The following is a 26,610-nucleotide window of genomic DNA, read 5'->3' as shown; positions in this document are numbered from 1 at the left end:
ACATCTTCGTCCCTCGATTCATCCGGCCTACGTGTTTGGTTCATGTATGTATTTTGGTTTTGTAGTTTTGCGAGTGGAAATAACAACCAGAAGATTTCTAATGTATTTTTAAAAGGAACCCAGTATGAAAAAACAAACGTTACGAATTGGTGTAGGTGGTCCAGTAGGATCAGGAAAAACGGCTTTATTGCGTTCTTTGTGTAGTGCTATGCGTGACTATTACAACATTGCCGTGGTGACCAATGATATTTACACCCAAGAAGACGCGAAGTTCCTAACTCAGCATGAAGCCTTGGATGCAGATCGTATTATCGGTGTCGAAACCGGCGGTTGTCCGCATACGGCGATTCGTGAAGACGCGTCGATGAACTTGGCGGCGATTGACCAATTGCTAGAACGTCATGGCGAATTGGATGTGGTGTTTGTGGAAAGTGGTGGCGACAACTTGAGTGCGACCTTTAGTCCAGAGCTATCCGATTTTACCATTTATGTTATTGATGTCTCCGCCGGTGACAAGATTCCTCGTAAAGGCGGTCCAGGTATTACCAAGTCCGATTTGTTGATTATTAATAAAACCGACTTGGCTCCTTTGGTTGGTGCGTCTTTGGACGTTATGGCGCACGACGCCAAGATTCAACGAGGTGACCGTCCGTTTATTTTTTCGAATCTTAAAAAAGCCCAAGGTTTGGATGAGATTATTCAGATCATTGTGTCGGAAGGGATGTTGGAAGCAAAAGAGTTACCAGCAGCGAAGGCCGTCGTTTAAACGACTACTGCGCTCGTAACGACTTTGGGAAGTATTAAGTTTTGGTTGATCAAGTATTAGGAGAAAAATCATGAAGGCATTGAAAACAAAAGGCTTGTTTGCTGCGGCTTCGTTAGTAGCGACAGGTTCTGTGTTTGCTCATCCGGGGCACGAACACTCGTCCAGTTTTATGACGGGCTTTTCCCACCCTATGGGGGGTTTAGATCATCTTTTGGCCATGGTGGCGATTGGTCTTTGGGCGGCGAGTATTGGAGGTCGCGCTTTGTGGGCAATTCCAGTGGCGTTTGTTGTGACTATGTTACTAGGTGGCGGCTTAGCGGTGGCGGGATTAAATGTGCCATTTGTTGAGCAAGGTATTTTGTTGTCTGTCATCATTTTGGGCGCTTTGGTGTTGTTTGCTAAGCGTTTACCAACGGCGGTTTGCGTGGCGATTGCTGGTGGTTTTGCGTTATTCCACGGTGCCGCTCACGGTATGGAAATGCCTTTGAGTGCCAATGGCCTGCAATATGCGCTGGGCTTTGCTTTGGCAACGGCTGGCTTGCATGTGGTTGGTTTGGGGGTTGGTCAGGTAATGGCGAAAATCGGCACGCCTTTGGCGACGCGCATTAGTGGTTCTTTAATTGCGACAGCGGGTTTGTTTCTTGCTTTTGCATAAGAAGATGGTCGGCATCTTAATGCCTAAGTCCGAGATATTATGACAGCGGCACAAAAGATCTTTAAAGTGCGACGCCACTATAACAAGTGGGTTGCTGACCAAACGATGGAAGATTACGCGTTACGCTACACTTCCAAGCAAGGTCACACCATGAGCATCGAGCGTGTCGGTCATACGGCGCTCGGTGCTACCGCGTTTTTGGCGCTAGAGGGATTGGCTGCGGTTATTACACTGGCGTATGGGTTTACTAATGCCGTAGCGGCGATTCTCACTGTGTTGGCGGTGTTTTTTATAACCGGTTTCCCCATTGCTTATTATTCTGCCAAGCATGGCTTGGACATAGATTTACTGACTCGAGGAGCGGGTTTTGGCTATCTTGGGTCGACGATAACCTCGCTGATTTACGCGTCGTTCACCTTTATTTTCTTTGCCATAGAAGCGGCTATTTTGGCCTCGGCGTTGGAAGTTCTGTTGGGGATTCCGTTGGCCTTGGGTTATGCGCTCTCGGCGATTTTTGTTATTCCCATTGTGACACACGGTATTCGTGCTATTAGTCGCTTTCAAAATGGCAGCCAGTGGATTTGGTTGGTGTTGCAAGTGGCGGCTATCGGCGTGGTGGTGACGCAGGAATACCAAAACTTCGAAGGTTGGACGCAATACGCGCCAGTGGATTTACCACAAAGCACGCATTTCGATTGGATACTGTTTGGTTCGGCGGCGTCTGTTTTGTTTGCCTTGATGGCGCAGATTGGCGAGCAAGTCGACTATTTACGTTTTTTTCCTATCAAGAACAAACAAAACCGCCGTCGCTGGTGGTTTTGGCTGATTTTAGCGGGTCCTGGTTGGGTGTTTATTGGTGCCATCAAAATGCTGTTGGGCTCTTTTTTGGCCTACTTGGCAATCTCTGATGGTGCTTCCGCGATACAAGCCACCGATCCAACTTATTTGTATCAGCGCATCTTTTTCTTTTTGACTACCTCCCCGACTACGGCCTTGTTGTTGGCTGCGGTGTTTGTGTTTATCTGCCAGATGAAAATCAATTTAACCAACGCGTATGCTGGTTCTATTGCTTGGTCTAATTTCTTCTCGCGTTTAACTCACTCTCATCCGGGGCGTGTGGTTTGGTTGGTGTTTAACGTCACCATTGCGTTATTGCTAATGGAGTTGGGGATTTACCAAGCCTTGGGTGCGATTTTGGGCGTGTTTGCCATCGCTGCGGTGAGCTGGCTGGGCAGTTTGTCGGCGGATTTATTGATCAACAAACCCTTGGGGTTAAGTCCCAATTATGTCGAGTTCAAACGCGCGCATTTATACGACATTAATCCGGTAGGAACGGGCTCGATGTTGATCGCGACCACGTTAGGGTTAGTGAGTTATTTAGGTGTCTTTGGTGAAGTGGCAAAAAGCTTATGCCACTTCATTTCGTTGGGCTCGTGTTTTGTCTTTGTGCCGCTGATCGCATGGCTTACCAAGGGCAAATATTACCTTGCTCGCCAAAGCCCTGAACTGATTCCGATGATCGAGTTAGCAAAGCAACGCAATCCTAAGTATGTCACCTTGACCTGCGGGATTTGTGAGAATGCTTTCGAAACGGAAGACATGAGTTTTTGCTCGGCCTACATGCAGCCGATTTGTTCCTTGTGTTGTTCCTTGGATGTGCGCTGTTTAGACAGTTGCAAGCCCCAGGCGAGTATCGGTCAGCAGAGTGATTATTTCTTAAAGCTGTTTTTGCCTAAAGGTTTGGTAAAAGCACTGAGTTCTCGTTTTGGTCGCTTTGCGTCTTTGTTGCTGGTGATCAATATTATCAACGCAGCCTTGATGATGTTGATTTATCGGCAGATGGCACCGAGTTCGCTGAATGAAGCTGTCTTGTTGAAAGACACCATGTTGGCGCTGTTTTTTACCTTATTGATCGTTTCTGGCGTTTTATCTTGGTTGTTTGTACTTGCTCATGAGAGCCGAGTGGTGGCGCAGAAAGAGTCGAATCGACAAACGCGAAAATTGATTCGTGAGATTGACGCTCACCAAGAAACTGACCGTGCATTACAACATGCCAAAGAGCAAGCTGAGCGGGCAAATGAAGCGAAAAGTCGCTATTTAACCGGTATAAGTCACGAATTACGCACGCCACTGCAATCCATTATTGGCTATGCGCAGCTCTTGTCAGAAAAAGCCAATACGCCTTCAGGGCATCAGAACGGCTTGGATATTATTCATCGTAGTGGTTTGTATTTGGCAGATTTGATCGAAGGTTTGTTGGATATTTCGAAGATTGAAGCGGGGCGCTTTGATTTGTATCGCAATACGGTGGATTTTCCGAAATTGATCGATCAGCTAAATAGTATGTTTGCCATGCAGGCTCGTGACAAAGGCATTCAATTACAGTCGAAAATTCTCGCGCCTTTGCCTCAGCATGTGGTGACGGATGAAAAACGTTTACGGCAAATTTTGATAAATTTGTTATCAAATGCGGTGAAATACACGCCAAAAGGCTCAGTTTTGTTCGAAGTGAATTATCGCAACCAAGTGGCGGAGTTTGTTATTCGCGACACGGGCGTTGGCATTAAAGAAGGTCATTTAAAACGTATTTTTGATCCGTTCGAGCGAGTCCGCGACGTCAGTACTGGCAATTTACCCGGCACTGGCTTGGGCTTGACCATAGTGAAGTTGCTGACGGAAATTATGGGCGGTGATATACAAGCTCATTCTGTGGTCGGCGAAGGCAGTGAGTTTCGCGTTAGCCTGATGTTGCCTTGGGTTAGCCAAGGAGATGGCTCCGCTTATGAATACAAACGCATCGTGAGTTATCGTGGCTATCAGCGTACTCTGATGGTAGTGGACGATGATCCGGTGGTGCGTGGTTTGTTGTCGGATATTCTCGTGCCGCTTGGTTTTAATGTGTTGGAAGCCGCCAATGCTGAAAGCTGCTTGGATGAGTTGGAATCCTGCTCGCCAGATTTATTCGTATTGGATGTGTCTATGCCTGGAATGGATGGCTTGAGCTTGGCTAAGCTGTTACGAGATCGCGCTTACAGCACGCCGATTATTATGTTGTCCGCCGATGCCAAAGAAAATCAGCGTAAGCCTGACGAGCAAGCTGCGTTTAATCAGTATTTGGTTAAACCGGTGAACAACAGTGCTTTGTTGGATGCGATTAAAAACTGGCTGGTGCTGGATTGGGTGTATCAAGAAACTGAATTAGACACCTTGGCACCGATTTCTATAGAAAAGCTTTCTGGCAGCAGTGAAGAGTCTCATCAGATCGCGTTAGATAAGCAACAAGCAGCGGCTATTCCAGACCATGAAAGCGTGCGCGAACTGATGGCATTCGCGGAAATGGGTTACAAAAAAGGCGTGCGTGGTGTGCTGGATCAATTGGCTAAAACAGAGGTGATTGCAGCGAGCCATTTGCAGCAATTAGAGAGCTTGTATCAAAGTTTTCAGTTCGATGCGATTGCCCAATATATACAAAAAAACTCATATGTAATCAGTGATGTAAGTGAGAAGTCTAATTATGAATCCGAGTAGTAAAAGTGACATTGTTTTAGTGGTCGACGACTCGCCAGATGCGTTGAGCCTAATTCATGACACCTTGGAAGCGGCTAATATGGATGTGCTTGTTGCCCTTGAAGGCAAGCAAGCCTTAACCATCGCCCGACGGATTCGTCCAGACATTATTTTGCTCGATGCCATCATGCCGAATATGGATGGTTTTGAAACGTGTCGAGCACTAAAAGCCGACCAAAGCTTGGCGTCGATTCCGGTTATTTTCATGACAGGTTTGAGTGATACCGATGATATTGTGCGCGGTTTAGAAGCAGGTGGAGTGGATTATCTCACTAAGCCAATTCAACCTAATGAGCTGATTGCTCGCATGCGTGTGCACTTGTCTAATGCTCGTTTGAGCAACAATGCACAATCAGCACTTGATAGTATGGGACAGTATTTAATGACGACAACCTATGCAGGGGAAATTGCTTGGGCAACGCCGCAAACTTATGCCTTGCTTGCCAAAGCACGCGCCAGCAGCGAATGGCAAAGTACGGAACTGGCCTTGCAAATACGTCTTTGGTTAGCTCATCAACCCGTGGTCGGCAACGTCTTGAAACTCAGCGGTTTGGAATACCCTTTGGCACTGAAAATGATGGGGATCACTGAGCAAAAAGAAGTGCTATTACGACTGGAAGACGGCGATAAACCAGCAGGCCCAGCCTTGTTGAAGAAAGAGCTGGATTTAACGGATCGCGAATCAGAAGTATTGCACTGGATTGCCAACGGTAAAACCAACCGAGAAATCGCGGAAATTCTCGAAATGAGCCCGCGTACAGTTAACAAGCATCTAGAGCAAATTTTTCCAAAACTTGGTGTTGAAAATCGAACTTCAGCCGCTGGTGTAGCGCTGCGAGTCTTGTCGGCAGAGCGATAATTAAAAGAGGTGTCAGTTATTCGGGCTTTATTTCTGCATTTATCACGTCGGCGGTTAAGTTGTCGGCGCATAAATGAATAAAGTCGTAGGCGTATTGGCGTAAATAATGCCCTCGGCGTAAGCCAATTTTACTCCAACTCGGTTCGAACAAATGTTGTGATGGTAAGGTAACCAGATCTGTGTCACGTTTTTCGTCGTAAGCGACGGAAGCAATAATCCCCACGCCCATGCCCAATTCTACATACGATTTGATGACGTCCGCATCTAACGCTGACATGTCGATATTCGGTTTTTCACCCGCATGCCGAAAGGCTTTTTCGATATTGGCTCGACCAGTAAACCCATCGTGATAGGTCACTATCGGATAAGCGTTGATGGCTTTTAATGTCAGTGGTTGTGGATGCTGATTCAATGGGTGATCTTTGGGCACGACGACGGTGTGCGTCCATTGATAGTAAGGGAAGCTCGCCAATTCGGCGATGTCGCCCAGTGTCTCTGTGGCAATACCAATGTCTGCTTCGCCGGCGAGTAACAGCTTGGCAATTTCGCTTGGACTACCTTGATGTAACTTCAAATGGACTTTTGGGTACTTTTGCTTAAATAAAGTAATCACTGCCGGCAGGATATATCGCGCCTGAGTGTGAGTAGTGGCGATGGTGAGTTCGCCACTGTCGTTGTCGCGATAGTGATCTGCTAAGTTTTTGATGTTGTTGGCATCCAACAGAATCCGTTCGGCAATTTTGATTAATTCTTTGCCCGGTTCGGTGAGTCCGAGCAGCCGTTTGCCTTTTCTAACAAACAGTTCGACACCTAGCTCGTCTTCTAAATCTTTGATGTGTTTAGAAACACCCGATTGCGACGTAAAAAGGTGGTTAGCCGCCTCCGTCAGATTGAAATCCTGTCTGACGGTTTCTCGCAAAATACGTAATTGCTGGAAATTCACTGGTCGTTATCCTTGTTGTTCGCTAAGTCGTTGGGCTTGTGCTGATGTTTCTAGTTCTCTTGGGAAGAGCGCTAAAGCCGAGGGAACCAATTTGACCTCTTGTCCAATGTACAGAGATTGAGCTTGTCGCTGTTGCTGGGACAAGTGGACTTCGTAATGTGTGCCGTTAAGACCGTCCAGTTCCACCTTGGTTTCTATACCAAAGGATAATACACGGCTTATTCGTGCGGATACGCCTTCGTGATGGTTATTATCGACGATTTTTATTTCATGGGGTCTGGCAAAGGCAAACACGTCTTTGCTATGGCCGTAAGAATCATTATGGTGGCGCAATTGTTCATTACCAACTTGTAAATGCTCTTGCTCCGCACGGCCATGAAACACGTTCACCGAACCTAAAAAGCTGTAGACAAAGGGCGTCTGAGGATGGTTGTAAACTGCTTCTGGTGTGCCGACTTGTTCTACTTTGCCGTGATCCATTAAAACCACTCGGTCGGCGACTTCTAGTGCTTCTTCTTGATCGTGCGTGACAAAAATAGAGGTGATATGCAGCTCGTCATGGAGTTTTCGCAACCAACGACGTAGTTCTTTTCGTACTTTTGCATCTAAGGCGCCAAAGGGTTCATCCAGTAACAAAACGCGTGGTTCGACCGCTAAGGCTCTGGCCAAGGCGATACGCTGACGCTGGCCGCCAGAGAGTTGTGCAGGGAAGCGATCTGCCAACCAATCCAATTGCACAAGTTGCAATAAACTGAATACTTTTTCGCGTATTTTTGACTCAGACGGACGTTGTGCTTTAGGTTTCATTCTTAAACCGAAGGCGACATTGTCAAAAATCGTCATGTGCTTGAATAAGGCGTAATGCTGGAAAACAAAGCCGACCTGACGATCTCTAACATGCGTGTTTGAGGCGTTTTCGCCATCCAAAATAATGTCACCCTGATCGGCTTGTTCTAATCCGGCAATGATTCGTAATAACGTGGTTTTGCCGCAGCCAGATGGGCCAAGTAGCGCCACTAATTCGCCTGATGGAAAGTCCAGTGATATGTCGTCAAGGGCGGTGAATTCGCCAAATTGCTTGTGTATATTTTTTACGTTAATGCTCATGTATCACCTATTATCCATTCGTTCTTTTGCTGATTTTATGTTCGACATAGCTTTTGATGACCAAGGTCAGCAAGGCTAATAAAGCCAATAAAGACGCCACTGCGAAGGCCGCCGAGAAGTTGTATTCGTTGTAAAGAATTTCCACATGTAAGGGCAGAGTGTTGGTTTCGCCACGAATATGACCAGATACAACCGATACCGCGCCGAACTCGCCCATGGCTCTGGCGTTACAGAGAATCACGCCATACAGCAAGCCCCATTTAATATTCGGTAAGGTCACGTACCAAAAGGTTTGCCAGCCTTTCGCACCCAGCACAATGGCAGCTTCTTCTTCCTCTTTGCCTTGTGCTTGCATGAGTGGAATCAGTTCCCGCGCGACAAATGGAAAGGTCACAAATATGGTGGCCAGCACAATGCCGGGTAAGGCGAAAATAACCTTGACGTCATTGGCGACTAACCATTCGCCAAACCAACCATGAACACCAAATACCAATACCAAACTTAAGCCAACAATGACCGGTGATATGGAAAAAGGCAGATCGATAAAGGTGATTAAAATCTGTTTACCTCTAAACTCAAATTTTGTGATGGCCCACGCGGCTGCTACGCCAAAAACCAGATTAAGCGGCACAGATATCAGCGCGGCGGTTAGTGTAAGAGCAATGGCGGACAGGGCATCAGCATCCGTAAATGCAAGCCAATAAGTTTCTAATCCTTTGCGTAAGGCTTCAGTGAAGACAGCGATTAACGGCAATAATAAAAACAGCGCAAAGAAGCTTAATGAGATTCCTAGCAGTAAATATTTTACCCAGTTGGGTTCGCGTGTTGCGGCGTTCTTTTCAAAGCGTGTTGTTTGTGACGGGTGCGTTTGTATAGCAAGTGTGCTCATTTAAGCGTTCCTTCCTGTTTGTTTGGCTGTCCATGACTGCAATAAATTAATCAGTAGTAATAAGATGAATGACACAATTAACATGACGGAAGCGATAGCTGTCGCGCCTGTGTAGTCGTATTGTTCTAGCTTGCTGATGATCATTAAGGGCGTGATTTCGGACACCATAGGAATGTTACCGGCAATGAAAATAACCGAGCCGTATTCGCCCACCGCACGGGCAAAAGCTAGGGCAAAGCCCGTCATGATGGCGGGTAACAAGACGGGTAAAACCACATAGCGACAAGCTTGCCAACGACTCGCACCTAGACTTGACGCGGCTTCTTCCAGTTCGGTATCGATTTCTTCCAATACGGGTTGTACCGTTCTCACCACAAAAGGCAGGCCGATAAACACCAACGCAATCAAGATACCAATCGGTGTAAAAGCGACCTTAATACCAAAGTAACCTTCAATAATTTGTCCTAGCCAACCGTTTTGTGCGTATAAAGCGGTTAAGGCGATACCAGCAACCGCAGTAGGCAAAGCAAAAGGCAAGTCGATTAAGGCGTCGACGATGCGTTTACCGGGAAAGGAATAACGTACTAAACACCAAGCCAGCAACACGCCGAAGACGGCATTGATGCCAGCCGCTAAAAATGATGTGCCAAATGACAATTGATACGACGCCATAACGCGAGGGGAAGTCACTACTTGCCAATATTCACTCAGGCTTAACTGACTGGTGAAAATAAAAACTGCGCTGATGGGAACCAGTACAATGAGGGATAAATACACCAAGGTATAACCCAGAGATAACCCAAATCCGGGTAACACCGAAAATTGACGAAGCGTGTTCATGACTGACTCCAGAATATCTAAAGTCTGTAGTTTATGGGGATGGCTTATGCAGAAGAACCAAGAAAAAATGCGAAGCTTATGAAGAAAAGTGATTTGGCTTTTCTTGTGAAACGGTCTCGTAAACGTAAAATGTTAAACGCAAAACGGACGCTGATGGAGCGCCCGTTTTGCGTCTATAGGTTAAGAGGTTAGAAGATTAAAAGGTGATTGGTTCTTATTTAACGGTATAGATCTGGTCAAACTCCCCACCATCACTAAAATGAGTTTTCTGCGCTTGCTGCCAACTGCCGAACTTCTGCTTAACCGTGAAGGTTTTAATCTCTGGAAAGCGGGCGATGTCCTTAGGATCTGCCAATGCTGGTAAGACTGGACGGTAGTAATGTTTTGCCGCCAAACCTTGTGCTTCGGGTGAATATAAATAGGCTAAGTAGGCTTCTGCCACTTCTTTTGTGCCATGTTTTTCAGCGACTTTATCTACTACGGCAACAGGTGGCTCCGCCAAGATAGACACAGACGGCACGACAATTTCGAACTGGTCTGGGCCTAGTTCATTTATGGCAAGAAAGGCTTCATTTTCCCATGCGAGTAATACATCGCCTATGCCACGTTGAACAAAGGTATTGGTTGCGCCACGGGCGCCGCTGTCCAACACAGGGACATTTTTAAACAGCTGCTTAATATAGTCTTTGGCTTTTTCTTTGCTGCCGTATTTTTCTTCTGCATAACCCCAAGCCGCTAAATAATTCCAACGAGCCCCGCCAGAGGATTTCGGGTTCGGTGTGATGACTTGGATGTCAGGTTTGACTAGATCGTCCCAGTCTTTGATGTTTTTAGGATTGCCTTTTCGAACCAAGAAAACAATGGTCGATGTATAAGGCGCGCTGTTGTTGGGGAGTTTTTCCTCCCAATTTGAATCTATGTTGCCAGTTTTTTCGGCAATCGCGTCGATGTCGTAGGCCAAGGCTAACGTCACTACATCGGCTTGCAAACCATCAATCACAGCGCGTGCTTGTTTGCCTGCACCACCGTGGGATTGTTTGATCGTGACGTCGTCACCAGTGCGCTGCTTCCAATAGTCGATAAACAGCGGGTTAAACGCCTGATAAAGCTCCCGTGTTGGGTCATAAGATACATTGAGCAAGGTGATGTCTTTTGCTATGAGTTGTTGGCTAGTCACGGCAGCACTAATAATGAAAGGCAATAAACTGAGTCGCTTTTTAAAGGTCATTTTTTGTTTTCCTTGGTGAAATGAGGTTGGCCTGAGGTGTTAAAGACAAGGAAAGGTTAAGTAAACACTTGTGCGAACAAAACCAATTTAAAATGGATTGTTTATACGAAAAAATGCTAAATGATAACTTCGCCACAGCGCTAGCTAACGTTAAAGGAGTCCGCATTATGTCCATTGAACAATCCACTGAACTGGCTATTACATACAAGGTAAATCAGGCTATTACGGCGGCTCAGTTTATTGAGCTGCTGTCGAAAACCACACTCGGTGCGCGTCGTCCTATTGATAATATAGAGACAGTGAATGCGATGTTAGCAAATGCCAACTTGTTGATTACGGCATGGCAGGGTGAAGCCTTGGTGGGGGTGTCTCGCTCGGTGACGGATTTTGCTTTTTGCTGTTATTTATCGGACTTGGCGGTAGATGAAACCGTACAGGCATCAGGGATTGGTAAAACCTTGGTACGAATGACAAAAGAAGCCTTACAGCCAAAGTGTTCTTTGATCCTTTTGTCTGCTCCTCAGGCGGTAGATTATTATCCTAAAATTGGTTTTACCCAGCATAACAGTGCGTGGGTTTTGACGGATATCCAGTCTTTGAAATAAGTAAAAAAGGGGGGCAGATTCGGTGGTTACATAAAGAATGATAGATATGCTTTATGTAATCTTTTTTTATATTTTTATGACAGTTTATTGCAAATTGTCATGAATTTACGTCAAAAGGCTTGAACGAGACAAGAATGTTCATGATGTCTTTGAAGCATTGTTTCGCGCCAAATTTCTTCTTATCATGACCACATCTTGAAGGCTGCTAGATCTTAGATTTTTCTATTTATTCCATGTAATGACAGTTTTCAAAGCTTTTGAATTTTCGCGAGTTTGATAAGACTTTATCCGCTCGACAACGAATCTGTTCTCTATGCTATTTTGTGGTTTTTCTGCTTTATAGGTTGAGGCAGTAGCCCTTTTTTAAGGGTGATGATTCTTTAAATCGCTAAAGATTCATTCTGTACTTCCCTTTTTTTTGGTGATGTCTCATTTATGAGCCATCACTTTTTTTTGCTTAAATTTTGAGAAAACTCTTGTTTCAGAAAGCGGCTGACAGTGTCGCTTGTCGTTTTTTTTGTTGCAATGAAAAAGCCCCGCTGGTTTTGCCAGCGGGGCTTTTTTTAGCTGATGAATGAGCGTTGTTAAATTAGATCTGGAACTGGCCAACTTCGGTATCAACTTGCTTGGCAAGTTGGCTAAGTCGTTTAGATTGCTCAACACCAGTTTTGCTTTCATCTGCTAAATCGGCGGCCACTTGACGAATGATTTCGCTGTTTTGGCTGATCTCATTAGTTACTGCAGTTTGCTCTTCTGCAGCGGTAGCAATTTGTGTTGCCATGTCTGCAATGCTGATGATGGCATTAGCAATCTCTTCAAGGCTTTCTGTTGCTGCATCCGCATCGGCCACACTGGTTTGCGCTTTACTGCTGCTGTTTTGCATTGAAGTAACGGCTTTTGATGTTTGCTCTTGTAACAATTCAATCATCTTTTGAATTTCTTCTGTAGAAGAATGAGTGCGTTGAGAAAGCGTGCGAACTTCGTCGGCTACCACTGCAAAACCACGACCATGTTCTCCTGCACGAGCGGCTTCTATAGCTGCGTTTAGTGCGAGTAAGTTGGTTTGCTCTGCGATGCCTGTAATGGTCGATAAAATACCGCTGATTTGCTGTGCATGGTGATCCAAAGCAGAAATTTGCTCAGTAGCAAGGCTCACTTCGTTGGCCAACTGGTAAGTAGAGTTACGGCTCTTTTGTACTTGTGTACTGCCTTTTTGACCAAGTTCCACCGAGTGGCTAGCCGCTTTGGCAGTTTGTTCTGCATTGCCCGCGATTTCGTGAGTTGCTGCCGCCATTTCAGTAACTGCGGAAGCAACCATATCGATTTCTTGTTGCTGTGTGGCAACACGGGAAGCACTCTGTGTTGAAGAGTTTGATACGTTCTGTGCTTCATCCGCAACGTCTTTAGAAAGTACTTTTAGACGTTCAACAACGCCGTGCATGTGGCTAACAAAGTCATTAAAACCTTGGGCCAATACACCGATTTCATCGTCACGTTTTACTTCAATGCGAGCGCGTAAATCGCCTTTGCCCTTAGATATATCTTGCAAGGCTTTGGAGACACGAGTTAGGTCGCTAAAGAGTACTTTAAATAGCCAGTACAATAAGCAGATAAACACCACTAACAAAATAACAGCGGTTGTTATTTGACGAACTAAGACCTTGTAAACCGGTGCCATAAGTTCGCTTTTATCCATAGTGAATACTAAAGACCAATCTGTTCCTGGAATGGCTTGAGCGTAGGCGAAAACGTCTTTGCCATTCAGTGTTTCTTCAGCTAATTTATCTTCTTTGACTAGGTTGGATAACAACTTAGGTGTGAAAATTGGAGATATAGACTCGGCTTTTTGCATCACCATGTCTTTGTTTGCATGGGCAATAATATCGTTGTTGGATGCCACCATCATGGCAGAGCCAGAACCTGGAATATCAAGTTCAGCCACCTGTTTAGATAATTGATCCAAACTTAGGTTTGCACCAACCATACCGAATTTTTGGCCATTTTTAGTCACAGGATTAGTTAAGATAATAACCAGTTCTTTTGTGGTGGAACTTAGATTTGGACCGAGGATGCTGGCTTTACCAATGCTCATGGCTTCTGTGTACCAGCTTTTTTTGCGTGGATCGTAATCAGGTCGCTTGGCGTCTAATGCTGGATCTTGACGGTACATCTTACCGTCATTATTGCCGAAATAAGTTAGGGCAAATTGGCCACTGTCATAAGCTTGTTTAATGGCAATATAAGGTGATTGATCAGGTGCTCGTTCTAATGTGCTCGCAAGAGAGGCCGCAATGACTTTTCGGCTATTCAACCACTCACTAGTATTGTCGCCATAGGCACTGGAAAAGTGGCGAATATCTTTTAATAAAGAATCACGCATTTGCTGAGTGAGGGACAAGGTTGTTTCAGTGACAAGGTAAGCCGTCGTTATGACGACAGCGAGAATGCTGACGCTCAGGATCCGAGCGCGCAATGAAAGAGTCATGTGTGTATCTCCATATAAAAAAAGGGCGCAGCACCTTAGTGATGACTACGCCCAAAGAGGTTTAGGGTTCGCTAAAAGACAAAGGTGATTAGCAAATTAAAGATCAGGGCTGCTGCAAAACCTAATGGTGCTGCACGGAACAGTAATTGAGGGAACAGCTTTGTTCTGCTTTCTTCTGTTGGACAGGCGCCAAGGATCAAACTTCCTCCAGAGGAGAAAGGTGATATCGCTGTAGCCTGTGCACCTACTACGATACAGATGAACAGCATCATCGGATCCAGTGACAAGCTTTGAGCAATTGACGGTACGATTGGGAAAAGGGCTGGTGTAACCACGCCCAATGTACTGGCAAATAGGGACATAAATGCAGCAACAATACCAAACACAACAGGCACTAAGACCGCAGGAATTGAGGTGCCGATCCAAGATGCTAGGTCATTGATCGTGCCGGCTTTTATCGCCACTGAAATCAACATGCCTACACCACAGATCATAATAAGAGTTGACCAAGGCACAGAAGCAATAGCTTTGCGTTCGTCGCCCAATTTAAGCAATAGGGCAATAACTGAGAACACGCTGGCAATTAAACCAATATCCATTTTGGAATTGATGAAGGTAATGGTCGCATTGTCAGGTAATAACAGATGTGAAATTGGCGCAAGCAAGACCAAGCCCATCATTATCAGCGTTAGCGTCAATGTTTGACGTTGTTCTTTATTAAATGGAGTAGGAATGTCTGCTTGGTAGCCGCCTTTTGCGATGGTGCTTCTGTGCTTAGTGAAGAAAACCAACGCTGTTATCACTATTAAAGGAATAACCGCGGTGCTCAAGAAAATACCGATGGAGTTGATGAATGCCTGATTCTCTGTCACACCAGCGTTCGCCATTATACCGCGGAAAATAATACCGCTTTGGCTAGACATGAAATTCGCGCCAGTTAATGCGCCGTACCCGACTGACATAGAACCAATCACCATGCTCATACCAGTTCGTTGGCAAAGCAATAGCGTGATAGGTGCCATAAAGGCTAAAACTGTGTAGTAGCCTGCACCAAGCGCAGAAATGATAGTTGTCGTAATATAAATTGCGTACGGCAACAAATGAGGAAAGCGGCGGCAACGATACATAAGATGCTCGGCTAGCTTTTCTAACGTGCCATTGATAATGGCAAAACTGTAAAACAAGGACACAGAGAAAATGATGAAGAAGATCTTCAGCGGCCACATTTTAATGATGTCGTTAGGACTTAGTCCAAGCGCAAAACTACCAATTAAATAGGCAAAGGCAATGGCAAAAAGTCCGATATTAATTCGGGTTTTATAACCAAGGATGATGGATAGTAGGATTGCTCCAACAACAAGTAGACTCATTTTTATGCTTCTCTTTTACAGTGCTTATTTGGTTGGCGGTTAAAACTTAAATAGTTTGCTTGGGTTAATAACCAGTACTTTATTCCGCTCATCCATGCTGGGTAGTAAAGCTTCCATAAAATCGTATTGTTCTTTGTAATTTGTCTGCGCTTCAAATTGAGTGTTCGGCCAATCACTGCCCCATAAAAAGTAGTCTGAATGACCATAGGCTGAACGCAAGATTGCTAGCATTTCTTGTGCTTGTTCAAGATTGGCATTACAGCGATAAGCGGCCGATACTTTTGTCCAGATTGGCGCGCCACTGCTTAACAAATCTAAAAAATCTTGGTGGGCAGGGTTAGATACTTGAATCCCATTCAAGGTACGACCAAAGTGATCGACAATAACCTCAACACCCGACTCTAAAATAGCTGGTAGAAAACGTGTCAAATCGTCTATTTCTCGCTGAATCTCAACAACCCATTTACGCTTTGCTAATTTACTTAAAAAGGTTTGCCAAAGAGGAGATGTGTAATCTTCTAAGGTTTTTTTGATTAAGTTTAGGCGAATACCGACGACACCCGCAGCATCCAATTCATCTAGTTCAAGGTCACCAATCGTAGGGTCTACAACAGCAATACCTTTCAATTGCTGAGGGTATTGACGTAAGGCTTGCACCATAAAGCGGTTGTCAGTGCCTAAAAAGCTTGGCTGAACTAAAACACCATGGGAAATGTTGTGGTCTGTTAAGTGAGTTAAGAAATCCTCAGGCACGGCATTATAGTCTGGCGCGTATCTGCGTTCTGCAGCCATTGGCAAATCAGTACGAAAAATATGCGCGTGGGTGTCTATACCCTTTACTGGCAGATTGGTGTCAGAAATCATTAAAAAACCTTTACATACATGTTGTTAAAATTGTGACTGTAAGGATATTTGTATATTTATGTAATTCATATATATGAATATATGTTTATATGAATATTAAGTCAACAATCGTGGACGCTTTGCTGTGCGGAGATTAGAATGATGCAATTTACCAATGAGAGATAAAAATGGCGCTGTTTAAGCATGGGCGGGATCAACGTTTGCCGCTTTATCAACAGGTACGTGATGAGTTGCTAGAAAATATTAGCGCAGGAAATTGGCTGCCGGATGCCCCAATTCCTACGGAAAGTGAGCTAACAAAAAACTTTGGTGTTGCCATTGGGACTATTCGCAAAGCGGTCGACACCTTAGTTAATGACGGTTTGCTTTATCGCTGTCAAGGTCGTGGCACATTCGTGCGTCGTCCTGATTTTAATGCTTCCCTATTTCGTTTTTTCCGTCAAATGTCTTCCGATGGGCGTTTTGTTATGCCCACAAGTCAACTGTTATCTAGAACCTTTAAAAAGCCACCACAGCAGGCGGCTGATGCATTAGCAATCGATGTGAATGACAAGGCAATTTGTCTTGAACGTCTGCGATTTTTGGAAAATCGAGTGGTATTAACGGAAGAGATTTGGCTGCCCGCATCACTTTTTACCAGCCTGATTGATTTAGAACTATCTGAGTTTGGTAATTTGCTATACCCATTTTATGAACAACAATGCGGGCAGCTTATTGCTTCAGCGAAAGAAACCTTAACGATTAAATCTGCAAATACGCGTATTGCTGAAGCACTCAAAACTACTGAAAACAGCCCTGTAGCCGTCATTGAACGAGTGGCTTATGGCTATGATAAAACGCCCTTGGAATACCGAATTTCGCATGGTGCAGCAGAGACGTTTTGTTACCAAATAGAGATTGCTTAACATTCAAGATAGTACTTGACCTTAATCTTCTGCTAACGCTTACTACATCTCATGTTATGCCGCTCAAATGAAGCGGCATTGTCTTGTAAATAGAAGGATTTTAAGGCGTTTTTATGAAGATTACAGATTTACCCTTTGGCATTACCGATTGGCAAGGCGTCGAAAAAACGACCCACAAAGGCGAAAGTGGATTCGCCTATTGGCAGACCAAACAATTTGGTGAAATTCGAGTTCGAATAGTGACTTATTCTGCTGGGTATTTGGCGGATCATTGGTGTACCAAAGGGCATATTCTTTTTTGCATGAGTGGCGAGTTAAAAACCGTATTAAAAGACGGTCGCACTTTTGTGTTATCCGCAGGTATGAGTTACCAAGTGGCTGATGATGCCGAACCACATCGCTCTTCTACTTCTGATGGTGCAACGCTATTTATTGTAGATTGATGTGTTGGATATAAAAAAGTAGAACCGAGATGTTGATTCTACTTTTTATTGTATAACGTCAAATCACAATACACGTTTTGTTGTTAAATAAGTTCACCGCGTGCTGGATAATCTTTGCTGACAGCAAATTCGATTGCGCCAAGTACTTCTTTGAAGTGCGGACGAGCAAAAGGCATAGTGCTGATGTTGCTCCAGTATAATGTGCCATCTGGGCGAACAAGGAATAGTCCAGGTTCAGTAAACTCGGCAGGCTCTTCAATGCCAATGCTAGTCACACCTCGGCCTGCACTTCTGTGTAATCCCCAAGCTTGAGATTGTTCAACCGTTAGGCCATAGCCCATGGTTAAGTTTTCAATTTCCCATTCTGTTGATGCCTGTGCGGCTCTCTCTTCTGTGTCGGAACTTAGTACAAGGATATTCACACCTTTCGCGATAAAGTCATCTGCTAGGCGACTTAATTCTTTTAAGTAATTTTTACAAATAGAACAATGCAAACCACGATAAACGACAACCATGGTGAAGTTTTCAGGTGCTTGCTGAGCAAGTGACCAAGACTCTTTCAGAGTATTAATAGTGAGATTTGGTGTTGCTGTTCTTGGTTTTAGGACGAACATTTCGCTTACCTCATAATCTGTTGTTTGTTTTGATGAAGGCAGTTTATGGTTAAGGGTGATATGATTGGTGATTGTTTGTGCTTTATGTGTTGCAGATCGTATTTTCTCTTGAGGAAGAATTATTATGGATCGTCTTTCATCGGTATTAAGTGCGTTTCGCCCTAAGGCGACTTCGATAAGCGCTTTCCATTTTTCTCGTCAAAATGAGCGTTTGGCTTTATCAGCAGATTCTAGCTATTGGTTGTATTTAATCTCCGGAGAACTTTCTTTAACCACACACGGTGAAAGCCGAACGAGATTGAAAGAGGGTGATGGTGTGTGGTTTGCTACGGGCCAGGATCTCAGAGCATCGCTTATACAAAGGCTACACTGTGAAACTAAGTTATTAATTTGTGAATTTGATTTCGCCACAAAAGCGCTTAATCCATTGTTGGACTTGGAATGGCAATGGGTGAAAGTCGAAAAAGGTGATGAGATTGCCCTGCAATTGTCGCCTTTGAAAAGCATATTACTCACAGAAAGCTTGCAGCCTCGTTGTGGTTCTCAAGTGGTGATTGAGCGACTAGCTGAAGCTTATTTGGTGCAAATGCTGAGATTGTTTATTCAAAACAAAAAAATCGAATTAGGCTTGTTAGCAGGTTTAAGTGATGCGAGGCTGGCGCGGGCAATTGTGGCTATCCATGAGCAGCCTCAACAAGCTTGGCAGGTTGCTAGTCTTGCCGAAAAAGCGGGTATGTCACGTTCGGTATTTAGTGGCTTGTTTAAAAGTACGATGGGAATGTCTCCCATGGCTTATTTGACTTCATGGCGCATGCGTTTAGCTGCGCAACGGATAAAAAATGGTGACCGAAATCTCGCAATTTTAAGTGATGAATTGGGTTATCAAAGCGAGGCGGCTTTTCGCCGGACTTTTAAAAAAGTCATTGGCATGACACCGGGAGACATTGGTCGTCAATCTCGTCTTTGAATTAATGGGGTGATGGCGATACAAAACGCTGGCGAAAGGCGCTGGGCGTTAACCCCATAATCTTTTGAAAGGCCTTACGGCAACTGCCAACATCTTCATATCCTACTTGCAGGGCGATGCTCTCGAACGACAGCGTTGTTTGTTCTAAGGCATCGCAAGCCGTTTGAATACGGATACGTTGCAAATATTCATTTGGGTTGAATCCAGTGCATTTAGCGAAGCGTCTTAAAAAGGTTCTCGGCGTTAATTTAGCGAGAGCGGCCATGCTTTCAGTGCGTTGCAGTTCGGCAAAATGGCCTTGTAAATAATGCTGAACCGTCAAAATCGCCGCATCACCATGGTCGAAATTAGGTTGAAACTGTTGGTAGTAGCGTTGCTCTCTTTTACCTGTATCAATCACTAATGTTTTGCCTAACTGACGAACGATATTAGCATTCGTCAGTACTTGTACTAGTTCCATGGCCAAATCCATCCAAGACATCATGCCACCGGCGCTGATCACATCGCCTTGGTTAATCAATATCTTCGACGTGTCCATTGCTTGCTGAGGAAAACGTTCCTTAAACAAACCTTCTAGCGCCCAGTGCGTCGTCATTTGGCGTTTATCTGTAAGACCTGTGTATGCCAAAAAGAACGCACCAGCACAGGCACTGCAAAGTATGGCACCTTGTTGATGCTGTGCGATTAAAAAATCATTGATGCTGACATTTTTCTCGCTGTAACTGGCTTTATGTAAGCTAGGCGGCAACAAGACTGCATGATAGTGAGATTGCGTGTCCAAGTCTTTCTTTAAGTCTGCCTCGTGTAAAATATGCGTAGTGATACGAATTTCCAAACCTATTTCTTTGCAGGCTTCGTTGGCTAGCTCGAACGTTTCGGCAAAACCATAAACCGCCGACAAAAGAGAATGGGGATAAGCAAGCACAGCGATTTGATAATGTTTCAAGGATTTATCCTGTTTGTCATTTTAGCCTTCTAATATGTCAAATTTGACACTGTAATGGAATCCGTCGTTTTGCGATTCTAGTACTCTTGATACAGTCTTTGTAAACAATAGAATAGGAGCCAACAATGAGCCGCACTGCATTATTAGTGATTGATCCACAAAACGACTACTTCGCTAATGGTAGCTTTCCTCTATGGAATGCCGATGAAGCCCTAAAAGAAATACTTAACGCCATTCAAGCCGCGAAAGAGCAAGATGCAGCTGTGATACTTGTGCAACATGTGGCTGCAAGCGAATCACCGTTATTTGCTGAAGGCAGTGAAGGGGTGAAAATACACCAAGCGATTCTAGACGCCGCACTAGATGCACCCATCGTAACAAAAGCACACGCGGATGCGTTTCAAGAGACAAACCTAACGCAACTGCTAGAAGAACTGGAAGTCGACCGCTTGGTTATCTGCGGCATGATGACGCAAAACTGTGTAACTCATACCGCCATTTCTGATGCCGCTGATCCTTATCAAGTCAGCATCTTGCCAGATGCTTGTACTACTCGTGAACAACTACTGCACCTAATTGCCTTAGAAGCGATTAAGGCTAAAGTGACCTATACCGACATTCAGCACGCTTTTGAACGAGTTTAGGGGAGCTTAATCCCATTGCTAAAAAGCGTGGCAAGGTAGAAAACAAAAGGGCTAGGCAAGTGGTTGATTGAAAAATAGCCTGTTAATCAACCACTTTCGAAAATTTATTACACATAAATTGCATCGACTTCTTGGCAAGCAGCGAGCATATCGCTATAATCTGCAACGCTTTTAGGGCCTGTAGCTCAGTTGGTTAGAGCATCCGACTCATAATCGGCAGGTCCCCAGTTCAAGTCTGGGCAGGCCCACCATATATCGAAGCCTCGGCAGTTAGTGTTTACTAACAGTCGGGGCTTTTTTATTGCCTACGATTTTTGGGGGTTCTAATGGGTGACCTAAGCAAGCTCTCTTCGATAAAAAAGTGAGGATTACCGAACTACGTGACTTAGGGCTAAAATTATTGAAATGTGAGTTTCTTATATAATTCCATTGATTTAGTATTCTGACAGTCCGCTAGTAGTTTTAAGAGACCAAGAATAGCGCCTTTGCTGTCTTTTGATAATTGGTCAAATCGATTAGCGTCAAGGACAGATCTAATCAGATCATTAACCGAATCTTGAGTATATTTTTCTATACGCGACGATTTATATTTAGTCATATGTTGATAAATCCAAACTACACCATCTAACGATAAGGCTTTGCCGCTAGTCGTATTTAGAAAGGATGCAAAATGCTCAATTTTATAGTTTGTTAAGTGATTCTCAGCATAGTAACTAAGTTCATGGCGCATACTTATTATTAAATCAGTATAATCTTGTTTCCATACAGACTGAGCTGTAATCAAGTCGAAGCCCAGAAGAGCTTCCCAAACTTTTCCACATGTATGCCAATGAGCTACTTCTGAAAACCAAGCTTCGGAGTTTTTGGCGAAGACAATCATATCCCTCCAGATGTCTAGGAATAGCATTTTATTGACATCTACTTTGGATAGTTGATTAAACCATTTACGCATAAAATCAGTGATCCAATACTCAGCGGCAGCTCCTACACTAAGAAGCGGCTCCCATAGCTTTCGGGCTATATCTTTCGGACAATGTAATAAAGTGCCTATTATCTTATCGATAATCCAATAGTCAATTTCGTATGGAGTGCCATCAATTTCGTCTTTCTCATCTAGTTCAAAAATTAGACGTTCCCATAAAACAAGAGATAATTGTTGGTATATGCTGTACCACTCGTCTTTTTCTTTATCGGTTATTGCTTCATCGAGTGGGGGTAACCATGAGTAACCATACATGACAACGTGGCAGTCCATTTTTCTATAAATTTCAGGGAATGTATTTACCTCTATTTCATTATTATATTGACTATATAAAACTTGTAAGTTCGACCATACTGGCAAGCTTATTGATAAGCTTTTATTAATAAACTTATCGGCTAATTGATCTACTTTAGTATATAGCTGCTCAGCTGTTAGAGGCTCATTCCCCCATATATTATCCTTCGTTGCTATCATTATCCTTAATCTTAGAGCAGCCCAAAAATTGACTAGATTCAGTAAGCGGTAAAAGTCTTCTTGTATCTGATCACGCAATAAAAAGCATTGAGAAACTAATACCCCCAAGGTTTCATAATGCAAACCTAAACATAGCTTCACAATAGCAGTGCGAAGCTCTTTTTCAGTGCTATTTTCAGCGAGCAATTTTGGTAATGCTTTTGCACAAAATCTATCCCATTCGATTTCAAAATTCGATTCAGCAATTTCAAACTCTTGTTGAGGAGGATTTAATGAGTAATGTAGTAAAATATTTTTACAATATTCTCTATGCTCTCTGTATAAATTAGGTAATTGATCTCTTTTTAAAATAATAGTTGTAGCGACTGCACACTGACTCCTAACAAGAGATAAATATTCATCTTCTTGTTTGAGTATGTTAGGCTCTATGTTTGATAAATTATCGAATATTTTTTTAAATTCTTGTTCATTTAATTTTATATTTGAATTTAAAATTTCAAGACATTTGTTAGGTAGGTGAAGGATGATCTGTTTTGTCTCAAAATAAATTTCATCTTTTCTCTGTAGCTCTAACAATTCACCCGGTGTATTAAACTTAAATTGAATGTTTCCGTCTTTATTCTTAAAAGTAGTCCAGTTTTTTAGTTCTAGCTGGTGTCTGAGTTTTAAAATGAATGTATAATATTCATCCTCTTTAGACGTTTTATTAAGCAAGTTTTGCAAGGTAGGAAGTAGCTCATTTCTTATTTTTCTCTCAAAATTCTGATCACTAAGTATTTGACGAAAAATTATCGTCTCAAGATGCGTTTTCCTATATTCACGTAAGTGCCACTCTTTAGCTTCGTTGAACTGGTGTTCTGTCTCTCCCATACTTCTATGCCCAATCATTTGATGGTGTTCATCGCTTATACAGTGATGAAGGTCATATACAAAGATCCATGGGTTCATAAGCAGCTCAAATAAAACTCCTTTAAATAGAGCGCTTTCTTTTTTTGCTACTTGAAAGCAAACTCCAACAATTGCCAGCGAGTCACTTTTCGTTAAAAGTTCTTCTATTTCTTGGTTAACATCTTCCCCATTATCAAGCTTGTCAGATAGCCACTTCTCCAATGACATTAAGGCACATGTAAGTAAATCAGGCACAATAGTGGTATTTCTACAGGCATGCATCCACCTTCGATCACCATAATATTCTTTAATAACCCCTTTTATTGATAGGTTTATGCTTAAAGGATAGCCTTCGTCGAACATATTCTGTCGAGAGTGCTCTCTTCGAAAACGCTCTTTAGATAACCATTGGCTTGTTGCTATTTCGGTCAAACGCAATATAACTCTCATTCCTTGCTCTGGCGAAATGGTTAATAATTCAAGGAAGGGGGTTTTTGTATAAAAAGGAGGAAATAGCCTCATTAGATTTTTTGTAAGACCATAATCTTTGTCAATATCAGAGCTGCTATAACGATATTTTGCCCCTGGCTCTCGTATACAGTTCGCTAGGATAATGTCGGCTGATTCTTTAGGGGATAAGAGCATCAAATTTATGAAAAACTTTGTTTCTATTACTAGTTTCTGAAAGTAGTGATCTCTTTTATAGATTGCTCCACCTTCTATTAGTGGAAGCTCCTGCTTGTCCTCGTCCAAAAAGGTAGAGGATTGCTCCATTTTCGCAAAATATTCTAGTGCTTGAGGATCTGTTGTTGGTTCTCGTGGAGGGTCGGGTGGTAATTCTGTGGTTGGCTCTGTAATACCTGATGCACAATTAGCAAACTGAATTACTTTAGCTGTATCTTCTGCAGCGCAGCTAAGGACAGTTTCGTAATAAAACGAAATATCATCGTGATTATGACCAGCCCATCGATCATGATACCTATAGTGTTGATTGCATTGCAAAGCTCGCCAGCCAATTTTAATTGCAATTTCTGATAGGTCTTTCCGATAGGGGACATCTTTCTGTGTGTTGTTTACCCAAAGTTTGCAAATTTCAGCTGTATTTTTAGGTACTATCTCAATTAAATCTTCCTGTTTCTCTATGATTAACGTTAAAACACTCGGCCACATTAACCATATAGGTGTTCGGTTTATAAGCGATGCATCTAACTCGGAAACATTGAAATATTTAGCTAGCGCGATAGTTTTTTTATTGGCTTGTGTAGCAATGTATAAAAATCGTTTAAAGAATCGATCTAGTAAAGCTGCTTTATTAGTAGTTAAAAACACCCAATGTTTCAGAATAAGTTCGCATGAATTTGATGTATGAATAATGGCATCAAGCAATAAGTCAACAAGAAGAAAGTTTTTACTTTTTAGCGCACTTTTAATAACATTTTCCCACTCAGCCGTTGCAAGCTCATCTTGAACCAGCTCTGAGCCAAAAAGTGAAATAGCGCGATGCCATTGTGGATTCTTAATGCAACTATCTAAAAAGGATGGATTGCTCACTCTTTCATTTACAAGCGTCCGCTGCTTAAACCAGTCGGAATAGATGTCATGTGTTAAGTATATATATCCCTTTTTACGGTAGCATATTTGTGACTGTTCTAGCTCTTCAAGAACTGATAATTCAGGAACTTCAAACATAGTTGTTTGAGTAGTGTTAACCAGGTTTTCAGCCTGTAGTTTAGATAGTTTGATGAGGAATCTTTCTTTCATTGCACCATGAGTAGAGTTCGATATTACAGAATCCCAATACCAGTTAATGAGCTCGACTTCTGAGTGCCACGGGTTAGATTTAGAAAAGCTCGAAGGTGGTAGCTTAGAAAATAAATCTAGAACTTTAGGCCTTAATAAAAATTTTCTTACAGATTCAGTGGCCAGAAGTTTATTAAACTGAGGATACAGGGTTCTTAGAGTCGCTATGTCATCTTGGCTAATATCACCCAACGAAACAGTATTTTCAGTTGCAATAGCGCTGCCTATTTTTAATAATTCATTTTGCACTCTTTGCCAATGGAATGACTGACAAGTGATAACTATTTTTAAGCCAGTATTCTCAGAAAGTATTGGTTCTAAAAACTCGCCTAAAGTTGAAAAATAGCTAGATTTCCATAGGCGGTCTACAGCATCGATTACAAGTATTTTGTACTTAGACGTTATTTCGGCTGCTATATCTACCCAAGGATTCTTTAACTGAAAAGCTCCATTTTCGGCTTCATGTAAAGAGTTGTATTCGAACAATGAAGGCTCAACCCAAATTCTATTTGTATGCGATAAAGCAAGTCTTTTAACCAATGCTGATTTACCTGAGCCAGACTCTCCCAAAACTATGGAAACATTAGCGGAAGAAATGGATTTTCTAACTTTACTTATTTCTTCTACTCTTAATAGTGAAACCTGACTGCCTATTGAACTATCAATTCTATTCATTGCAGACGTGCTATAGGCTTTAAGCTTCTTCAAATCCATTGCAAATTCGGGAGCTGTTTTAAGCTGGATATCTTTTGCAATGAAAGATGCTGCTATTTGCGACGTTATAGCACCTCCGTTAACTCTATAACGTTTAACCAATGTGCAGATTTTTTCAAAAACATCGGTCGCGTTGCTCGCACTAGGGTCAACTAAAATACTTTTAATATTGGTAATTGACTGAATTTCACTGGTTGAGGGTTGGTCATAAAAGTCACATTGATAGGCTTTAAAACGTTTTAAAATTTTGTCGGTATTTAAATTTAGTCTGTTAGCAGCGTCTAACAAGGTAGAAGAGCAGTTAAAGCTTTTATGTAGAGAGCATACATTTTTAGCCAACTTAGTGTTGTCTACTTGTTCCTGTAACTCACCTTCAGGAAGATACTCTGATTTAGTAAGTAATGAAGTCAGAGATGTTTTTGATATGCCTGATAGAGGGGCAGTCACAATACCTAAATAGTCACAATTACTGTCAAATGGTGTACTTTCATTCAAAAATTGCTTCCATATGTCTTCTACTAAATCATCTGGTGCTTTTTTAGATGTGAACTGCTTATTACTCTTTACAGATAAAGCTAATTTGAAGTCTTTTTTACTATCACTAAATTCAACAAGAATATCATCAAAGATCCAACCACTATTACCTGCCTGAAAGTAGATTGCCTTTATAAGCGAGGACTTATGCGGAATAAAATGGGAAGACGACAGCATGTAGGTTGTCAGCCAAGCCCCAACTAAATCTTCAAAATCAAATCCTTTTCCACTGGTAAGTTCAGTTGGTGTAACCTTTGAGTTCTTGGTCATAGCGTTAGTGTCCCTAAATAACTTCAATACTTGTAACTAGAAGAAAGTTTGCTTGAACGCTACCTTTCTATAGTGCTTACATCACTGCACATATATTAATTGTAGTGATCTACGTTTGTGGCAAGCGCAGATATATCCATTTGCCTCATCGTTCAGCGGGTGTAAACGATCCTTTTTCATTGTGACACCATTTCTTGAATGGGGGGAAATGATTTTGAATAATGTGCTTTGATTACTTTATGAATGAGCCG

Annotated in this window: 20 protein-coding genes and 1 tRNA gene; 10 read left to right on the top strand and 11 right to left on the bottom strand. The window is 42.9% G+C overall.

Features of this window, described 5'->3' with window-relative positions; translation table 11 throughout:
* Positions 1-124: 124 nt before the first annotated feature.
* From ureG to KPL72_RS13230, 4 genes are all read left to right on the top strand, one after another.
* A complete protein-coding gene (gene ureG, locus KPL72_RS13245) occupies positions 125-766 on the top strand; it encodes an urease accessory protein UreG (RefSeq protein WP_072840224.1) in 642 nt (213 codons plus the stop codon).
* A gap of 70 nt (positions 767-836) precedes the next feature.
* Complete coding sequence (locus KPL72_RS13240) at positions 837-1,421, top strand: HupE/UreJ family protein (RefSeq protein WP_219703207.1); 585 nt, start codon at positions 837-839, stop codon at positions 1,419-1,421.
* Positions 1,422-1,460: 39 nt separating this feature from the next.
* The gene (locus tag KPL72_RS13235) at positions 1,461-4,949 is read left to right on the top strand and encodes a hybrid sensor histidine kinase/response regulator (RefSeq protein ID WP_219703206.1); all 3,489 of its coding nucleotides are present in this window, start codon (positions 1,461-1,463) and stop codon (positions 4,947-4,949) included.
* The gene (locus KPL72_RS13230; protein ID WP_219703205.1) at positions 4,936-5,847 is read left to right on the top strand and encodes a response regulator transcription factor; all 912 of its coding nucleotides are present in this window, start codon (positions 4,936-4,938) and stop codon (positions 5,845-5,847) included. Before KPL72_RS13235 ends, KPL72_RS13230 begins: the two co-directional genes overlap by 14 nt.
* Positions 5,848-5,863: 16 nt before the next feature.
* Here the strand turns inward: KPL72_RS13230 and KPL72_RS13225 are convergent, their stop codons facing one another.
* From KPL72_RS13225 to KPL72_RS13205, 5 genes are all read right to left on the bottom strand, one after another.
* Entirely contained in the window at positions 5,864-6,790 is a 927-nt protein-coding gene (locus KPL72_RS13225) for a CysB family HTH-type transcriptional regulator (protein WP_212917812.1), read from the bottom strand.
* Positions 6,791-6,796: 6 nt separating this feature from the next.
* Positions 6,797-7,897: a sulfate/molybdate ABC transporter ATP-binding protein gene (locus tag KPL72_RS13220; protein WP_219703203.1), complete on the bottom strand. Its 1,101-nt coding sequence runs from the start codon at positions 7,895-7,897 to the stop codon at positions 6,797-6,799.
* 10 nt (positions 7,898-7,907) lie between these two features.
* On the bottom strand, positions 7,908-8,786 hold the full coding sequence (gene cysW / locus KPL72_RS13215) for a sulfate ABC transporter permease subunit CysW (protein WP_219703201.1): 879 nt from the start codon (positions 8,784-8,786) through the stop codon (positions 7,908-7,910).
* Positions 8,787-9,626 (bottom strand): sulfate ABC transporter permease subunit CysT, encoded by an 840-nt coding sequence (gene cysT / locus KPL72_RS13210; protein ID WP_219703199.1) that lies wholly within the window; start codon positions 9,624-9,626, stop codon positions 8,787-8,789. It lies immediately after the preceding gene.
* Between the two features lie 214 nt (positions 9,627-9,840).
* Positions 9,841-10,854: a sulfate ABC transporter substrate-binding protein gene (locus tag KPL72_RS13205; RefSeq protein ID WP_249422241.1), complete on the bottom strand. Its 1,014-nt coding sequence runs from the start codon at positions 10,852-10,854 to the stop codon at positions 9,841-9,843.
* A 167-nt stretch (positions 10,855-11,021) separates the two neighbouring features.
* Here KPL72_RS13205 and KPL72_RS13200 point away from each other — a divergent pair, with 167 nt between their 5' ends.
* Positions 11,022-11,459, top strand: coding sequence for a GNAT family N-acetyltransferase (locus KPL72_RS13200; RefSeq protein ID WP_181858535.1), 438 nt, complete (start codon positions 11,022-11,024; stop codon positions 11,457-11,459).
* A gap of 589 nt (positions 11,460-12,048) precedes the next feature.
* On the opposite strand, the gene KPL72_RS13195 is transcribed toward KPL72_RS13200, so the two are convergent.
* The 3 genes from KPL72_RS13195 to KPL72_RS13185 all read right to left on the bottom strand — a co-directional run bounded on the left by KPL72_RS13195 (position 12,049) and on the right by KPL72_RS13185 (position 16,178).
* On the bottom strand, positions 12,049-13,944 hold the full coding sequence (locus KPL72_RS13195; RefSeq protein ID WP_219703197.1) for a methyl-accepting chemotaxis protein: 1,896 nt from the start codon (positions 13,942-13,944) through the stop codon (positions 12,049-12,051).
* 71 nt (positions 13,945-14,015) lie between these two features.
* Positions 14,016-15,314, bottom strand: a complete 1,299-nt coding sequence (locus KPL72_RS13190; protein WP_212917817.1) for an SLC13 family permease — start codon at positions 15,312-15,314, stop codon at positions 14,016-14,018.
* 39 nt (positions 15,315-15,353) lie between these two features.
* Positions 15,354-16,178: an amidohydrolase family protein gene (locus tag KPL72_RS13185; protein ID WP_219703195.1), complete on the bottom strand. Its 825-nt coding sequence runs from the start codon at positions 16,176-16,178 to the stop codon at positions 15,354-15,356.
* A gap of 167 nt (positions 16,179-16,345) precedes the next feature.
* On the opposite strand from KPL72_RS13185, the gene KPL72_RS13180 reads away from it, so the two are divergent.
* Both KPL72_RS13180 and KPL72_RS13175 read left to right on the top strand, forming a co-directional pair.
* Positions 16,346-17,083, top strand: a complete 738-nt coding sequence (locus KPL72_RS13180) for a GntR family transcriptional regulator (RefSeq protein WP_219703193.1) — start codon at positions 16,346-16,348, stop codon at positions 17,081-17,083.
* A 113-nt stretch (positions 17,084-17,196) separates the two neighbouring features.
* Entirely contained in the window at positions 17,197-17,526 is a 330-nt protein-coding gene (locus KPL72_RS13175) for a DHCW motif cupin fold protein (protein WP_114412335.1), read from the top strand.
* 83 nt (positions 17,527-17,609) lie between these two features.
* Here the strand turns inward: KPL72_RS13175 and KPL72_RS13170 are convergent, their stop codons facing one another.
* On the bottom strand, positions 17,610-18,140 hold the full coding sequence (locus KPL72_RS13170) for a peroxiredoxin-like family protein (protein WP_072840238.1): 531 nt from the start codon (positions 18,138-18,140) through the stop codon (positions 17,610-17,612).
* A 124-nt stretch (positions 18,141-18,264) separates the two neighbouring features.
* Here KPL72_RS13170 and KPL72_RS13165 point away from each other — a divergent pair, with 124 nt between their 5' ends.
* A complete protein-coding gene (locus KPL72_RS13165; protein WP_072840239.1) occupies positions 18,265-19,107 on the top strand; it encodes an AraC family transcriptional regulator in 843 nt (280 codons plus the stop codon).
* 1 nt (position 19,108) lies between these two features.
* On the opposite strand, the gene KPL72_RS13160 is transcribed toward KPL72_RS13165, so the two are convergent.
* Positions 19,109-20,053, bottom strand: a complete 945-nt coding sequence (locus KPL72_RS13160) for a GlxA family transcriptional regulator (RefSeq protein WP_219703192.1) — start codon at positions 20,051-20,053, stop codon at positions 19,109-19,111.
* A 125-nt stretch (positions 20,054-20,178) separates the two neighbouring features.
* Here KPL72_RS13160 and KPL72_RS13155 point away from each other — a divergent pair, with 125 nt between their 5' ends.
* Complete coding sequence (locus tag KPL72_RS13155; protein WP_212917823.1) at positions 20,179-20,697, top strand: isochorismatase family protein; 519 nt, start codon at positions 20,179-20,181, stop codon at positions 20,695-20,697.
* A 174-nt stretch (positions 20,698-20,871) separates the two neighbouring features.
* Positions 20,872-20,948, top strand: a tRNA-Ile gene (locus tag KPL72_RS13150).
* A 146-nt stretch (positions 20,949-21,094) separates the two neighbouring features.
* Here KPL72_RS13150 and KPL72_RS13145 read toward each other — a convergent pair.
* Positions 21,095-26,359 (bottom strand): hypothetical protein, encoded by a 5,265-nt coding sequence (locus KPL72_RS13145; RefSeq protein WP_219703191.1) that lies wholly within the window; start codon positions 26,357-26,359, stop codon positions 21,095-21,097.
* Between the last annotated feature and the right edge of the window lie 251 nt (positions 26,360-26,610).

Origin of the sequence: Marinomonas lutimaris, assembly GCF_019426345.1 — a bacterium.
GTDB lineage: Bacteria > Pseudomonadota > Gammaproteobacteria > Pseudomonadales > Marinomonadaceae > Marinomonas > Marinomonas lutimaris.
The sequence above is the reverse complement of the archived record's forward strand: the minus strand, read 5'-3'. Positions and strand labels throughout refer to the sequence as shown.

Coding starts and splice junctions, on each gene's coding strand:
- KPL72_RS13180 (WP_219703193.1), top strand. CDS start 16,346: ATGGCGCTGTTTAAGCATGGGCGGGATCAACGTTTGCCGCTTTATCAA.
- KPL72_RS13220 (WP_219703203.1), bottom strand. CDS start 7,897: ATGAGCATTAACGTAAAAAATATACACAAGCAATTTGGCGAATTCACC.
- KPL72_RS13195 (WP_219703197.1), bottom strand. CDS start 13,944: ATGACTCTTTCATTGCGCGCTCGGATCCTGAGCGTCAGCATTCTCGCT.
- KPL72_RS13145 (WP_219703191.1), bottom strand. CDS start 26,359: ATGACCAAGAACTCAAAGGTTACACCAACTGAACTTACCAGTGGAAAA.
- KPL72_RS13185 (WP_219703195.1), bottom strand. CDS start 16,178: ATGATTTCTGACACCAATCTGCCAGTAAAGGGTATAGACACCCACGCG.
- KPL72_RS13200 (WP_181858535.1), top strand. CDS start 11,022: ATGTCCATTGAACAATCCACTGAACTGGCTATTACATACAAGGTAAAT.
- KPL72_RS13175 (WP_114412335.1), top strand. CDS start 17,197: ATGAAGATTACAGATTTACCCTTTGGCATTACCGATTGGCAAGGCGTC.
- KPL72_RS13165 (WP_072840239.1), top strand. CDS start 18,265: ATGGATCGTCTTTCATCGGTATTAAGTGCGTTTCGCCCTAAGGCGACT.
- cysW (WP_219703201.1), bottom strand. CDS start 8,786: ATGAGCACACTTGCTATACAAACGCACCCGTCACAAACAACACGCTTT.
- KPL72_RS13235 (WP_219703206.1), top strand. CDS start 1,461: ATGACAGCGGCACAAAAGATCTTTAAAGTGCGACGCCACTATAACAAG.
- ureG (WP_072840224.1), top strand. CDS start 125: ATGAAAAAACAAACGTTACGAATTGGTGTAGGTGGTCCAGTAGGATCA.
- KPL72_RS13240 (WP_219703207.1), top strand. CDS start 837: ATGAAGGCATTGAAAACAAAAGGCTTGTTTGCTGCGGCTTCGTTAGTA.
- KPL72_RS13155 (WP_212917823.1), top strand. CDS start 20,179: ATGAGCCGCACTGCATTATTAGTGATTGATCCACAAAACGACTACTTC.
- KPL72_RS13205 (WP_249422241.1), bottom strand. CDS start 10,854: ATGACCTTTAAAAAGCGACTCAGTTTATTGCCTTTCATTATTAGTGCT.
- cysT (WP_219703199.1), bottom strand. CDS start 9,626: ATGAACACGCTTCGTCAATTTTCGGTGTTACCCGGATTTGGGTTATCT.
- KPL72_RS13190 (WP_212917817.1), bottom strand. CDS start 15,314: ATGAGTCTACTTGTTGTTGGAGCAATCCTACTATCCATCATCCTTGGT.
- KPL72_RS13170 (WP_072840238.1), bottom strand. CDS start 18,140: ATGTTCGTCCTAAAACCAAGAACAGCAACACCAAATCTCACTATTAAT.
- KPL72_RS13230 (WP_219703205.1), top strand. CDS start 4,936: ATGAATCCGAGTAGTAAAAGTGACATTGTTTTAGTGGTCGACGACTCG.